Below are 14,005 nucleotides of genomic sequence, written 5' to 3' on the forward strand. Positions count from 1 at the left end.
ATGCGCGCGCTGCCGGGAAGCCGGTTGCGAATACCGGGTGCCCGTCTTTCCTCGCAAGACGGACTGGGTTCCCGCCTGCGCGGGAATGACGGACTGGGTTCCCGCCTTTTCTCGCGAGAGGAACTGGATTCCCGCCTGCGCGGGAATGACGGGTTGTTGAGGAATGTGTGCGGTGTGCCGGACGTCGTCCTTTCGCGCCGTTCCCGGACAACTTCCACTTCCACGGCCGCCACTTCAATCGACCGTTCCTTCCTGAGATATCCGAATAGCCGCCGGTGTTCCCTCGAATTCCTCACGGATATCAGCGTCCGTGGCCGAGTGCTCAACTGCCACTGTGAGCGTTGAATCGGTGCCGGAATATCGAAGATTGCAGCGTCGCTGAGGTTTCACGATCTGACCGGCGGCAATGCCCTGCTCGGCAACTTCGGCGCGACCTTCAGCTTCAAGCTGTTCAAACAGCGGTTGCAGCTCACTCAGCAGACCGCCGCTTAGCGTCTTCAAGACGCTGCACTGTCGAATGCGGCGAACATCCGCCTGGCCCATTCCCCAGGCGCTCAGAATTCCCGCGAACGAATGAATCAGCACTCGGCGAATCCCCAGTCGGCGAGCCACACTGCACGCGTGCTGGCCTCCCGCTCCGCCGAACGCCACCAAAACGTAGTCGGACGGGTGATAGCCCTTCGTGACCGAGACTTTTCGAATTGCGTGAGCCATGTTGTCGTTGGCGATTCGCAGCAATCCTTCGGCCAGTTCTTCGCGAGTCATCGCCGTCATCGCGCGGCTGTGATTCATCGACGCCAGCAACTCTTCCAGCCGTTCTTCAATCGCGGCAACATGCAGCGGAAACGGAAAATGCTGCACGGGAATTCGCCCCAGCAGCACGTTCAGGTCCGTGACGGTCAGCGGACCGCCGGAACCGTAGCACGCCGGACCTGGCTTCGCGCCGGCGCTGTCCGGCCCGACAAACAGCCGCACGCCGTCGAATCCGCAGATGCTGCCGCCGCCTGCCGCAACCGTTTCGATCGCCAGCACCGGAGTCATGATGCGAACCGCGGCTTTCATGGTTTCGTGTTCGTACTCGAACTGTCCGTCGAACCGAGCGACATCCGTGCTGGTGCCTCCCATGTCGAATCCGATCGAACGATCAAAGCCCTCCGCCTGAGCCACCTTTGCGAACCCGACAATGCCTCCGGCCGGACCCGACAGAATGCAGTCGCGGCCGCGAAACGCCGTCGCGTCAACCAGCCCTCCGGCAGATGTCATGACCTGAATGCGGCTTCCTCGCAAATGTCCCTGAATCTGTTGCAGATACGTTCGCAGGACTGGATTCAAATAGGCATCCAGAGTTGTCGTGTCGCACCGCGGAACGAATCGGATCAGCGGCGACACTTCGGTCGAGCGGCTGACTTCGGTGAATCCCATCGCACGAACGATGGCTTCCAGTTGTTCCTCATGAAGCGGGTTGCGATACGCGTTCATCAGACAGATGGCGACGGAATCGAACCGGTGACTCGACAACCCCGCCGCTGGAAGTCGATTGGATTCCGTTTGTTCATCGAGCGATCGCAGTACCTGACCGTTCGCGTCGATGCGTTCGTCCACTTCGAACACCTGTGCGAACAGCGGCCGCGGCTTGCGAATGTTGAGATCAAACAGGTCCGGCCGCGTCTGATTGCCGATCAGAGGGACGTCGGCGAACCCGCGCGTTGTGATTAGCGCTGTTTTCGCGCCGGTGCGCGTCAGCAGTGCATTCGTTCCGCGAGTTGTTCCGAATCGCACGCTGACGGGAGGACAATCGTCGTCCGGTCGCAGATTCAGCAGCCAGCGAACCGCCAGCACCGGCGCAGGAAGGCCACAATCCAGCTCGTAGCGGATTTCGCCGACCGCCGTGACCGGTTCGCTGAGTTTGAACGATCCAGACGCCGGGGCGAATTCCGTGATCCGTGATTCGCTGACGACTCGCCCGTCGCCGCTGACTATCCGCATGCGGGAACCGTTCCAGAAACCTGCCGGATCGGCCCGACGATCTTCATCAATCAGCCGCGTGCCGCCCGCATCGACGCGGCCCTGCCCCTTCACCAGGCCGGAACTCAGCGTCTTAAACGGCACGACGCGTCCGTCCGGCGACACGCCGATGCAGTCGGTGAATGTGCCGCCGACATCAATCCAGAACTGCCAACTGGTCATGGGATCAAGCCGTCCTTGTCAGCCGTCTCACGCTTGCGCCGACGTTCATAAGCGTTCAACGATCTCGCCGGAGCGGTGGTTCCGAATGCCCTGTTTACCTCAGCCGGTCCGCTCCCAGAGTTCCGTGCAGTTCCCTGAGATAGCGGCTTGAAGACACACGATCCAACTGGGACTGAGCGTACTGCAATCGGGCCGGCAGGTTCATGCGTTGTGCATCGGCCGCCAGTTCGGGTTGTTTCAGGCTGCTTTGCAGGTAGCTGACGTGTCTCTGCCACAGGTGCTGGTCTTTCTGGCGGCGAGTCTTCAGCCGTTCGACGTACCAATCGGAATCGAGCATGGATTCCAGCGTGAACAGTTGCCGAATCTCCGGATCGTTGATGCCCTTTCCCTTGTACTGCCCCTCCACCATGATGTGCAGCAGTGCTCGCAGCGGCGGGCACGCCAGATCGATGCAGCCGTCCATGAAATAGTTCTTCGCAACTCGCTCCTGAGCCTCGGCGATATGCAGGATTCCATCCGCGAACGCCGCTGGATCCTGAGTTTCCGGGCGCAGGATGGCTTCGTCAAACACCTTGCCGGGATTGTCGAACACGCGGCCCGCAAATCGGCGAATGAAGCGAGACGTGATGCGATAGCCAAGCCGACTGGCCGGAATCTGCCTGCCCCCCGATTCAAAGTCGGCAAGTTTCTCCAGCAGTCCCTCCTGCAGCAGAAACGACGCGTCGCGTTCTTCAGGACTCAGCCGGCACCAGATCTCGGGAATCAGCAGGCTGATGTCGTGATCCACACGAACGCTGGTCCCGATGTGTCCGGCGGGAGTCGAAAAGCCCTGCAGTCCGGTCAACAGGTAGCTGACCAGCGCCGCGTTCAAATCCGTGACCGGCAGCAACGCATTGAACGGTCCCTTTGTCAGAGCGCCCTCACTGCCGGCTCCCGTTGTCGAAGGACTCTTGCCCGTCAGCGCGCTAACGAAGTCCATGAACAGCTCGGGCAGTTCCTGGTAGTGAATCGGATTGTAGACCGCCAGCGGACGTATGCCGTTTTGATTGTCGGCGGGGTTGTTGCGCCGTCCCAGCAGCACCGCGTTGACCGGCTGACGAACGGGCTTATCCGGTGGTACACCGCGAAAAAGCCGGGTACCCATCTCCGCGACGTAGCGATTGAACGGCGACATGACGTCGGGCCGAGTCTGCAGGTAGCGGGGATTCCGGCTGGGTTCTCCGTCAATCATGCGGGGAGTTGCCGAGCACACGACGTAGCCGTGCTGTGCTTCATCGGCTTCGGTCAGCAGTTCCTGCATCGGCGATGTGAACTGACTGAACTCCACAGCCCGTTCACGAATTCCCTGAACCTGTTCGCGTGACAGCGGTTCAAAATTCACGATGAAGTTGTCGTCCCGCGCCAGGTCCGCTTCGGTCTGCCTGTCCAGTCCGCGGTGGATCGCATCGTCCGGACGCTGGAACAGCCGGTATTCGCAGTTCTGCGAAAACTTGTAGCTGACAGCCTGCTGTGTGTATTGTCCGAGATGATCCAGGCAACCGGCCGGGACCACGACCGACGCGGTGATGTCGTCTTCCGTCTGCACTTTCTGAGCCGGCGCGAAATCCTGACGGAGTTTATAGGTTCGCCAGACGTTTTGATTCAGCAGGCCGACCCGCAGATAGGTGCCGACCAGCTTTCGGTCGCCATACTTCAGTTCGTGACCTGGATGACCATTGACAATATCAACGGTGAAGTCCCTGCGCCAGTCGCTGTCGGCGTCAACGCGGTGTGTCCGTTTGATAATGAACACAATTGCATAGATATAGTTGGGGATCGACTCCAGCCAGTGATTGTATTCATCCGTGTAATCGACGGAGGGTGTCAGAAGCTTGATCACGCTGCCCAGCGAACGACCTGGGTCGAGTAGTCGACGGCTGGGCCGGGCGCTGTAGTCCGGCTTAACACTTCCCGCAGGATTCCACCGATCAGAATAGTCGCGATCAAAGATCTCCTGAACTCTCTGCAGATCTTCTGCCGCATTGGCGACAAAGATCGGACCGTGCAAAAGGTAGTCGGCAATGGACTTGCTGATTTCGCTCTTCCCGCCGCCGCTGACTGTACATGGTTTGTGGCAGAATACGCCTTCGGAAAGCGATCCCACCAGACGCCAGGACGGGGCCGCCGGGTGCTTTTCCAGCCGGAACTTGTAGCCGGACGGTGTCATGTAGACATTGCCGGGTGTCAGCGGAATGGATCGGTCTGACCCATCGCGGTGCCAGGTGACTCGCTGGTCGTGAACGGTAGCCCGGCAGTTTTCCGGCACATAGATCAGTTCCGGAAACCGACGGTCGACACCGTGTCCGTCCGGATGCACGTCGATGGAATCCGAATAGTCGCGAGCCACATCGTCGAATGAACGATTGTTGTATCGCCGGCTGTCAGCAATGAACTCATCGCCCATGTTATAGCTGGCATAGGCTATTGCTCCGCCGGCGTGTTCCTCTTCGTAGTTGCCCGCAAGATTGGCGGCGTAGCTAAGCTGCGTCTTAACTTCCTTCTTGCAATATCCGAAGTAGTTGTCAGCGATCAGCGTGACAATAACGCCTTCTTCATCGCGGCACGTCAGTTTGAATGGCGTGCCGCCGTTGTAGAGTTCGTTTTCATCCTTCCAGCACATTTCGTCCGCGCGCTGGCGGTCTGTGGCTTCGTCGTGATGCGGCAGACCGACTTCCTTCTTTGTGAGTCCGGTCAGATGCGGAGCCAGGATTACACAGCCGGTATGACCGCTCCAGTGTTCGACGTCCAGGCCGGCGTCGTTGGCGGGAAGAAAGGGGTCTCCCGCGTTGCCGAAAATGGATTCCACAAAGTCCAGGTTGCTGACCAGGGAACCCGGGGCAAAGAACCGGATTTCCATCGTCTGCTCACTGCAGAAGCCGGGAACTTCCGGGCACAACAGCGGACGCAGCAGCAGCGAAACGAACGTGCGAGCCTTCGCGGATTCAGCCGCCGTAAACGGCAGTTCCAGCATGGCGTCCGGCGGATTGACGGCGTGATGGAACATCGCCGCAAACGTCTGACGCGGAACCGACTTCTTGTCCTGCGGAATCGGCAGTCCCCCTTCCGCGACGTGAAACGTGCCCTTCGTCGTTCTGCGATCGTGGACAGGATTGTGCAGCACACCATTGTGAACCCGGTACGACGAGACCAGATCGTTGCTGAAATGGTCACCGCCGACGGGCAGGGACAGTTCGCGGGCAATCCCGTGCCGATCCAGCACCAACGTGGAATCCGGCAGCGAAAGCGATTCCGCGCCGGCGATTCCCGCCAGATGTCTCTGCAGAAACCCTTCGATTCTTGCATCGGCCGGGCAGTGGACCGCGTCGAGTCGTTTCAGCCGCTGATGATAGGTTGCCAGCAGACGTTCCGGGCCGAGCGGTTCGCTGGCCAGACGGTCTGCCGGAACCGGTTGCCCGTTGGCAATCAGCTTCATCAGGATGTAGCGAATGATGTCTTCGCGAAACTTCTCACGTTCTTTGGCGGTTCGGGAAGGAATGAATCCAAGCGAGTCTTCGTAATCAATGTCGGGCATGGTACCGTCGGGTCAGCGAGGCCGGAGATCCGGCCGGATCACGGGTCGAAAACAGTTCTCGCCTGTTTTTCGTCGGGCAGCGGAATCTGACGCCCACGTGCCGCGCGCACGCTATCGGCACTGAGTCCGGCTTTCAAACGAATGAAGAAAGTCGGTGGCCGAAAGACACGGCATTCTCAATATGCGGACCGCTGCGGCACCACCTGGCGGGTGTGCCGGTCGCCGTCCCGGCACCTCCCAGGCGAAGCCGTCCGGGAGAGGTCGAGCAAAAGCGGAGCGATGCGAGAGGAGGTTCGAGCGCAGAAGTCGAGGCAGTGCCGTCGCTGCACAGCGTTCCCTCCCCAGAACTTGCTCCGCTCGTTCAGCCTCTGGCCTTCGGCCGGAGGACAGTTCAGGGCGACGCCCGCTCAGCCGCTTCCGGTTCGTCTGCCGATGGGCCATAGAGTCCGGGAACAGGGACGTCGTTTGCCTCGCAGATAAACACACAAATGAGCCCGGTGGTGAATCGTGTGGTTCAGTACCCACGTTCGCAACGATAAGCCGCGGCATTTCCATCAGTTTCACCCTGCTTCAGCAAAGCCCACGGCTGAAACAGTGTTTCGTCGTCGACGCTGTCAAAAGCAGCCGGCGTCCTTCGGCGACGTTCGTGTCAAATAGCCGCAGGATAGCAGCCGTCGACTTTGTTTCCTTTGGCGACTGAAAAGGCTCGCCGCCGGGAGGATGCACGTCCAGTGAATCGTGTTTGATCGTCATTTCGATCCCGCGCCGGAATGTCAGCCAGATGATTGGCGACCAATAGCCGATCGTGTTGGACTTGTCCGTGAATCTTCCAGTCGAACTTGTCGTCGGAACGCGTTCAACACCCTGCGAGTCCCCATATTCCATATCGAATTCGGGGATCAGTGACTTTCGATGGTTATCTGCATCGTGGGGTTCCGCTATTCGTAGATCAGGGAGTCCTTCTTGCGTACGAGACACTACTGTGCAGCCGCCGCGACTTGTTCGCCGGCGAGTTGTCTCGGGTGTGGCGACGGCTCGGCCGGGGAGCGATGTCAGGACGACGCAGGTTATCTGTGTGGCAGGATTGGCCATGCGGTATCGAACCGGTGTGGCCGAACGTGCGATTCGGAACAGCCCGTACTGCCGGCCTGCCACACCGACGTTGAAGCCCAGACCGCGCGATGTCTGATCCGGCTTGTTGTGATTGCGAGTCATCAGCGCCGCTGTTTCCGGTTTCACGACGCGGCCTCGCGGCAGGAATTCGCCGTCCAGGAACCGGCCGATGTCGGAGCCGACATGTGCGTCGTTCCCCATGGCGCGCCCAGCCTTCGCCAGTAGTCGCTGTTCCAGTCCCAGTTCTTTGCGGAAGGGTCGCCGGCTCCGGATTCCGGCGCGGCGTGTTCCGTCTGGACGGGAACCATATCGCGGAGTTCGAACTTCCCCAGGCCCTGCGCCGAGTGTTGCAGGTCCAGCTTGCGAAACACGGTGCGGTCGACGAGTTCATGGATTGTTTCGCCTGTGATGATTTCCGCCACGTGAGTCGCCAGCAGAATTCCCATGCTCGAATACTGGTACTGCGTTCCCGGAGCAAAATGCAGCGGCGTGCGAATCGCTCCGTGGACGAAGTCGGACAGCGGAGCGTGGCGGGCTCGCAGCGCGTTATTGTCGGGACGCTGATCCGGCAACCCCGAAACGTGCGACAGCAGATGCTGCATCGTGACGTCGTCGCGTCCATCGCGGTGAATTCCGGAATGAACTTCTTCAACCGGTCGTCCGAGCCACAAGATTCGCCCTTGTCGAACAGCGTCATCAGCGCCCGTCACGCAGACGGGTTTCGAAATCGATCGAGCAAGAAACATGGCGTCACCGGACTGAGCCGTGCCGATGTTTACCCGCAAATGTTCGTTCGTTCTGAGCGACATACGCTGCTGCTGGTGACCTGCCCTGATTCCTTCGCATCGGTTAACACCACCTGCGCAGCTTCAGGAACCGACTGCGATAATTTCGCTCAGCAACCGAGCAACACCGCACCCGGAACACATCCAGGCAGCCATTCCCGACTGCAGAAATCGACGACGCTTCATGGCCTGTCCGTACTTATGGAAACGAGGGTCGAGAAGAACTCACGCTGGTGCCATTCCTGCCATATTTTGATGTGTGCCACTGGCTGTGCCAGTGCCCTCCACGTTTGAAAACAATGGCACGGTCAGTGGCACAAAATTCATCTGGCCCATCCGCGGTGCAGCGCACCCAGGACGGACACGGTCGCCGCAGCGGGCATTCTACGCCAGCGTCCTGTACGACCTGACCGTGGACGTCGGTCGGAGGCGGTAGTCTCTTCCTGCGACCGGAAGTTGAGCGTTCGTGGTGAAGCCCAGCGGAGTGCATGATTGTGGCCTGCCTGGAGTGCGTGGACGTGAACCTTGTTTTCGACGACCTTGAAGCCCAGCTCGTCCAGTCTGTGGATTTGAATCCGCTACGCCTCCACCGGCCAGCCACGTGGTGAAGCAGTCCAGTTGGTGATCTCGTCCGAGCACCTTGCTGTTGGCGGTGCGGCCTTCGCGGAACGGCGTGCGGCCGGAATTTCGCCTCCGCAGATGATTAGTGTGTCTTTCAGCATGTCACGTTGTTTCAGATCCCAGATAGGCCGACAATGGGTTTGTCGGTCTTGGCGAACTTGTTCGTCAGCCCGTCAATGAGTCCTTCCTGTGGTCCGGTGCCGTGGGAAGTCCCAGCCCCAGTCGAACAGCTGCACATAGCGGACTCCCTGTTCCACCAGTCGGCGAGCCAGCAGGCAGTTGTTGGCGAAGCTGCTTTCGCCGGGTTTCGCGCCCGTAGGCTTCCTGAGTGGCCTGAGTTTCCTGGAAGTGATGTCCATCGTCAGGCCGTGCCTGCATGCAGAACGCCAGTTCGTACTGAGCGATCCGTGTCAGCGTTTCGGGTTGTCCCAGTTCCTGAGCCTGAAGTTCGTTGAGCTGCTTCAGAGCATCCAGCGATCGTCACTGACGCAGGTGCGGTCCATTCCCGCCGGATCTGGAGACGTAAAGCACAGGATCGCCCTTGGACCGGCATTGGACTCCACGGAACACCGACGGCAGGGAAGCCGCGCTGCCGTAGGGAGTTCGCTCCGCCGTTCGGCTGGACTCCGCTGCTGATGAGCACCACGAAGCCAGCAGATCCTGATTCTCCGTTCCCAGGCCGTACGTCACCCAGGAACCGAGCGACGGCCGGCCGGAACGCGGTGAACCGGTGTAGATCAGCAGTTCGGCCGGAGCGTGGTTGAACTGTTCGGTGTTCATCGAATGGATGAAACACATTTCGTCGACAACATCCGGCGTGGAAGTTTGGGACGGCGTCCATTGTGAGTCCTCGCTTCGCCGTACTGAGCAAACGTACGTGGCGTTCCCATCAGCTTCGGGACACCGGACGTGAAGGCAAACGTGCGACCTTCCAGAAATTCGTCCGGACAGTCTTGCCCGCTGCGTTTCACGAGTTCCGGCTTGTGGTCGTAGATGTCCAGGTTCGGCGGCGACCCGGTCAGGTGCAGATAGATGACTCGTTTGGCCTTCGGTTCGAAGTGCGGCTGACGCTCGGCCAGCGGCTGCATGGAATCAATGGGAATGTCCGCACTGACCGAACCACCGGACGGCAGTGCGATGGCCCCAAGTCCGACTCCGGATGTGGACAAGCGTGGCGACGAGTGTTGTATTGAAGGTTGGCGAGGAATGGGTTCATATCGAGATTACCTCAAACATGCATGGATCAGATGAGGACAAAGTTCCGGAGGCGGGCGTGTCATATTACGGACTGAATGCCAATGTCGCTCCTCCGGAGCTTTGGTGTGGAAACGCTGTCACCGGGCTGACGCCCGGTGCTAATGGAAAGTCGTCCTGGGACTGCGTAGCCTTTGGCGGTTGTGAGCCAGGTGTCCTGCTGAACGAAAGATTGATGGACTGGCCATTGGTTGAAAGCCTCGGCGGGGCGGTCCTCGGTTAGCACCGGGCGTCAGCCCGGTGCGCATTGCTGTTCGGTTGGCTTCCACTGTTCCAGAGCGGCGAGAACCTTTGGCGACAATCCTTCGAGCTTTGCCACACCAGGTTGATGGTCAACCGCAGAGAGGTAGAGCCCGTGCCGAATGTGCGGTCCGAAATACCCCAGAAGGATTATCGTAGCAGAGACCATCAAAGAAGATTGGAGCAGAACCAGATTTAGCACACCGTGTTCATCTGCATGATTCAACCCAAACAAGCACAAAATGCCGATGGCGACCCACCCCCAGAAGAGTTTTCTTTGGAGCAACGGGAACCTGCTGATCGAACACTCCAAATCGATGCGTTTTCGTACTCGATGGACTACGGCGCCGATTAGCATTGCCCATAATGCCGCAAACACGACGCTAAATATTACCCCGGTACGTAAATAGTCATCCGGGTCAGCAGCAACTGTTCCGTTGATTACGTCAATCCACATCGAAATGCAGGCGATTACGAGCGGTAGCATCATTCCAGGCCAAAGTAGCAAACCCAGAACTCTTGACAGAGTTAACCACGCTGGCAGGACATTGATGGTCAACGTAAGGCGCTGCAAGCCGTCGGTGCGGCCAGTTCGGAGACAGATTCTCGGCAACGCGCAGTTTTGCCCGCACAGAATATTTCTTCCCACAACCACATAGCCGCCCGGGACAGTGCCCAGATCGATGTCTGGCAGCACAGGTTGCAGATCCCGTGCCTCCGGCGGGCGGTATGGATTCTCAACTCTCGCCGTCAAGGGATTTCCCTGTCTCATCGTTTCAAGAACATCTCATCCAAATTCAGCAGCACGTTGCCAACGACGGTCATTGTGGCGGCGTCGAGGGGGTCGAGGCCTGCGGGGACCGGGCCGAGCGGATCGGTGGCCAGCTTGGCGGCGTCTTCCGGCGTTTGGGATAACCGGGCCTTTGTATCTTCGAACAATGCGACCAGTGACGCGACTTCTGCGTCAGTCGGATGACGCAACAGGCAACGTCGGAACGCGTGTGTGATCTGTTCGGACCGAACGGTTGAATGCTGCAATGCGAGGCGTGCCAGCGACTGAGCGGCTTCGACGTAGGCCGGGTCATTCAGCGTCACCAATGACTGCAACGGCGTGTTGGTGCGATTTCGTCGGACGGTACAGACTTCGCGGTTCGGCGCGTCGAACGTTGCCATCGACGGATACGGATTGCTGCGCCGCCAGGTTGTGTAAAGTCCTCGGCGGTAGCGATCCGTTCCTTCACTTGTCTGCCAGTCAGTGGAACTGCCGAATGCGGCGGACAGACCGAGGTTCGGCTGCGGCGGCTTCACCGGCGGACCGTACATTCTGTCGCTGAGCAGTCCGCTGACTGCCAAAGCCTGGTCTCGCACCATTTCGGCGCTGAGACGAATTCGCGGGCCGCGAGCCAGCCAGCGATCGTCCGGATCGGCTGCGGCAGCTTCGGCAGTCACTTTCGCCGATTGCCGGTATGTCGCCGACGTAACGATCGTGCGGATCAGGGCCTTGCTGTTCCAGCCGGATTCCATGAGTTCGACGGCCAGCCAGTCGAGCAGTTCGGGATGCGTCGACAGTTCGCCCTGCGATCCGAATTCTTCGCTGGTCAGCACGATGCCGCGGCCGAACAGCGTTTCCCAGTAGCGGTTGGCCAGCACGCGAGCCGTCAGCGGATTGGCCTCGTCGGTCAGCCATTCGGCCAGAGCCAGCCGGTCCATTGGCCGGTTTTCGGGCGGCGGATTGAATACGACAGGAACGCCCTCCTTCACAACCGAGCCCTGATCCAGGTAGTTGCCTCGATACTGAAGGTGCGTCTCACGGCGCTGGTCGGTGACTTCGCGAAGCACGGGAACGGACGTCGCGGGCTTGAGAGCCGCAAGTTCCGCGTGTGCCTGTGCCAGTTGTTGTCGCTGCGAAGCGAGTTCCGCCGCGATGTGCTGCCGGTAGTGTGCGGCAAGCTGATCGGACTGTTCCTGTGATCGCTGATCCGCGGCGGTGTCCAAAATCGCCAGCAGCGGCTGAGGCAGTTTTGAACGCTGAATGGCCGCATCGTCGCGAGTGGTATCGATGCGAAAGTGGCCGAGCAGATGATTGACGTGCGGCGAATTCTGTTCGATGGAAATTCGCAGCGTTGCAGGTTGCTCGACTTCGACCCGATTGTCTGCCACCAGCACCAACTGGTGAGTGTTCTTCGTACTGCCGCCGACAGCCCAGCCGTCGTCGTTGCCCGTTTTTCCGGACAGTACGTCAGCCGGTTCGAAGCCTGGCTGGTGGTAGTCGGCGAACGCCTGCGAAAGCGTCAGGTTGCGGACGTTGGCTGATGAGTACTCGGCCGAGGGATTCGGCGGTTCGGCGATTGTTTGCTGCGTGACGGGCTTACGATCGGCGTCCAGCAGTTCAATCGTGAAGTTGCTCAGCCGCGACTGCAGGTTGTTGTCAGTGCGGTTCCACACGGCGATTCGTTCGATCGACACGTCGCGTCCGAGATCCAGTTCCCACCACGGGTTGTCGACTGTTTCAGTATGCGTGACGGAATTCTTCTGGTAGTCGCCGTCGGTGTTGCCGTCGATGGCTCGTTCGGCCGGACCGTTGAATGCGGTGGAATGCTGCGTGGCCTTGCCTTCGCCAGCCACGTTCTTTCCAGCACTAAAGACTTCCACTTCGGCCAGCGACAGAATCTGCTGTTTGCCGAGATTCGTGATCCGGACGAAGCGAGCCGTCGGTGGTGAATTGCCATCCGGAATCAACTGAGCTCGGACGCCGGTGATGACGAAGTTTCCTCCGCCAAATCCGCTGCCCATGTCGGGCAATGATTCATGCGGCACAGTTTCCAGGCGAATCGCGGCGAACGATTCTGCCACGGGGACATCGACGGTGTACGTGTCTGTCTTTGCGGCGTCCGCGATGAGCACGGAACGGTCATCCAAAACCTGTGACGCCTGGCCGCTGAGCCTGCTGACTGAGGCTGGCTTGCGAGCGGTCCACGTCGGACTTGTCCGCAGTTGTTGTTCCCAGTTCTGTTGAGAAGCGACGAGTTCCGGCGTTGAGTTGGACATCTCCTTCTGCATTCGTTCGATGTCGGCTTGCAACTCGCGTTTCCGCAGCTTCTGTTCGTCGGTGTACAACTCCAGCAGCGGTGCTTCATCGCGCCGGTCGGCGTCCTGCGTGTTGTTTAGAATCGCGAAGAAGCGGAAGTACTCTTCCTGCGTGATCGGATCGTACTTGTGGCTGTGGCACTGAGCGCACGCCATCGTCGTCCCCATCCAGACGGCCATCGTCGTGTTGACTCGGTCGACGATCGCCACATTGCGGAACTCTTCGTCATTGGTGCCGCCTTCGCTGTTGGTCATCGTGTTGCGATGAAATGCGGTGGCGATCAGTTGGTCTTCCGTGGCGTTTGGCAGCAGGTCTCCGGCCAGTTGTTCGACGGTGAACTGGTCGAACGGCATGTTGTCGTTGATCGCTCGAATCACCCAGTCCCGGTAGGCCCAGATTGTTCGCGCCGGGTCATCGGCATAGCCGGCGCTGTCGGCGTAGCGGGCCAGGTCCAGCCACTTTCGAGCCCAGTGTTCGCCGAAAGCGGGCCGCTTCAGCAGATCGTCCACAAACTTTTCGTACGCCTGAGGATCATCACTGGCGACGAATGCGTCGACCTCTTCGATCGTTGGCGGCAGGCCGGTCAGGTCGAGTGAAACGCGTCGAGCCAGCGCGTACCGATCGGCTTCGGGCGACGGCTTCAGGCCGTGCTGCTGCATGCGCTGCAGAGCGAAATTGTCGAGCGGATTCTTCGGCCAGCTTGCGAATTCGCCGGCCGGCGCGGGAGGTTCCCGGCGCTGCGGCCTGACGTAGGACCAGTGAGCGGCAAATTTCGCTCCCTGCTCGATCCATTCCCGCAGCGTCGCGATTTCCTTTTCGGTCAGCGGCTTGCCGAACTCCGCCGGCGGCATTCTGATCGAGTCGTCATCACTGGTGATGCGATACACCAACTCGCTGTCGCCCGGTTTTCCGGGCACGACGGCGACGCAACCCGAATCAAGTTCCGACGTGGCGATTTCCGCCTTATCGAGCCTTAGTCCGGCCTGCAGTTTCGCCTTGTCGGGTCCGTGGCAGGCGAAACATTTGTTCGACAGGATCGGTCGAATGTCGCGATTGAAGTCGATGTCATCGGCAGCAGCCACGGAAATCCAGTTCACCGCGGCAATCGTCAGCAAGAGCGAGCGGAGCATGATCGGAAGGCAGTCG

General features: G+C 59.7%; 9 protein-coding genes and 1 pseudogene. All 10 read right to left on the minus strand.

Annotation, left to right across the window (positions count from 1 at the left end; all coding sequences use genetic code 11):
• Window positions 1-234: 234 nt before the first annotated feature.
• Window positions 235-2,187: a hydantoinase/oxoprolinase family protein gene (locus R3C19_06695; protein MEZ6060031.1), complete on the minus strand. Its 1,953-nt coding sequence runs from the start codon at window positions 2,185-2,187 to the stop codon at window positions 235-237.
• Window positions 2,188-2,281: 94 nt separating this feature from the next.
• Window positions 2,282-5,758, minus strand: a complete 3,477-nt coding sequence (locus R3C19_06700) for a hypothetical protein (GenBank protein MEZ6060032.1) — start codon at window positions 5,756-5,758, stop codon at window positions 2,282-2,284.
• A 570-nt stretch (window positions 5,759-6,328) separates the two neighbouring features.
• Window positions 6,329-7,072, minus strand: a complete 744-nt coding sequence (locus tag R3C19_06705) for a hypothetical protein (protein MEZ6060033.1) — start codon at window positions 7,070-7,072, stop codon at window positions 6,329-6,331.
• Complete coding sequence (locus R3C19_06710; GenBank protein ID MEZ6060034.1) at window positions 6,994-7,680, minus strand: serine hydrolase domain-containing protein; 687 nt, start codon at window positions 7,678-7,680, stop codon at window positions 6,994-6,996. Before R3C19_06710 ends, R3C19_06705 begins: the two co-directional genes overlap by 79 nt.
• A gap of 360 nt (window positions 7,681-8,040) precedes the next feature.
• Window positions 8,041-8,295, minus strand: coding sequence for a hypothetical protein (locus tag R3C19_06715; GenBank protein ID MEZ6060035.1), 255 nt, complete (start codon window positions 8,293-8,295; stop codon window positions 8,041-8,043).
• Window positions 8,296-8,450: 155 nt separating this feature from the next.
• Window positions 8,451-8,636: a DUF1501 domain-containing protein gene (locus R3C19_06720; GenBank protein ID MEZ6060036.1), complete on the minus strand. Its 186-nt coding sequence runs from the start codon at window positions 8,634-8,636 to the stop codon at window positions 8,451-8,453.
• Window positions 8,629-9,075 (minus strand): annotated as a pseudogene (locus tag R3C19_06725) (DUF1501 domain-containing protein). The gene R3C19_06720 and the pseudogene R3C19_06725 overlap by 8 nt, the downstream one beginning before the upstream one ends.
• Entirely contained in the window at window positions 9,054-9,446 is a 393-nt protein-coding gene (locus R3C19_06730; protein MEZ6060037.1) for a hypothetical protein, read from the minus strand. The pseudogene R3C19_06725 and the gene R3C19_06730 overlap by 22 nt, the downstream one beginning before the upstream one ends.
• Before the next feature lie 317 nt (window positions 9,447-9,763).
• A complete protein-coding gene (locus R3C19_06735; GenBank protein ID MEZ6060038.1) occupies window positions 9,764-10,543 on the minus strand; it encodes a hypothetical protein in 780 nt (259 codons plus the stop codon).
• On the minus strand, window positions 10,540-13,989 hold the full coding sequence (locus R3C19_06740; protein MEZ6060039.1) for a DUF1553 domain-containing protein: 3,450 nt from the start codon (window positions 13,987-13,989) through the stop codon (window positions 10,540-10,542). The genes R3C19_06735 and R3C19_06740 overlap by 4 nt, the downstream gene beginning before the upstream one ends.
• Window positions 13,990-14,005: the final 16 nt, after the last annotated feature.

The organism is Planctomycetaceae bacterium (assembly GCA_041398785.1).
In the GTDB taxonomy this organism is placed as follows: Bacteria; Planctomycetota; Planctomycetia; order Planctomycetales; family Planctomycetaceae; genus JAWKUA01.

What these genes read in the sequence shown, in the direction of transcription:
- R3C19_06695 (MEZ6060031.1), bottom strand. Translation starts at nt 2,187, where the DNA reads ATGACCAGTTGGCAGTTCTGGATTGATGTCGGCGGCACATTCACCGAC.
- R3C19_06700 (MEZ6060032.1), bottom strand. Translation starts at nt 5,758, where the DNA reads ATGCCCGACATTGATTACGAAGACTCGCTTGGATTCATTCCTTCCCGA.
- R3C19_06705 (MEZ6060033.1), bottom strand. Translation starts at nt 7,072, where the DNA reads ATGGGGAACGACGCACATGTCGGCTCCGACATCGGCCGGTTCCTGGAC.
- R3C19_06710 (MEZ6060034.1), bottom strand. Translation starts at nt 7,680, where the DNA reads ATGTCGCTCAGAACGAACGAACATTTGCGGGTAAACATCGGCACGGCT.
- R3C19_06720 (MEZ6060036.1), bottom strand. Translation starts at nt 8,636, where the DNA reads ATGGACATCACTTCCAGGAAACTCAGGCCACTCAGGAAGCCTACGGGC.
- R3C19_06735 (MEZ6060038.1), bottom strand. Translation starts at nt 10,543, where the DNA reads ATGAGACAGGGAAATCCCTTGACGGCGAGAGTTGAGAATCCATACCGC.
- R3C19_06740 (MEZ6060039.1), bottom strand. Translation starts at nt 13,989, where the DNA reads ATGCTCCGCTCGCTCTTGCTGACGATTGCCGCGGTGAACTGGATTTCC.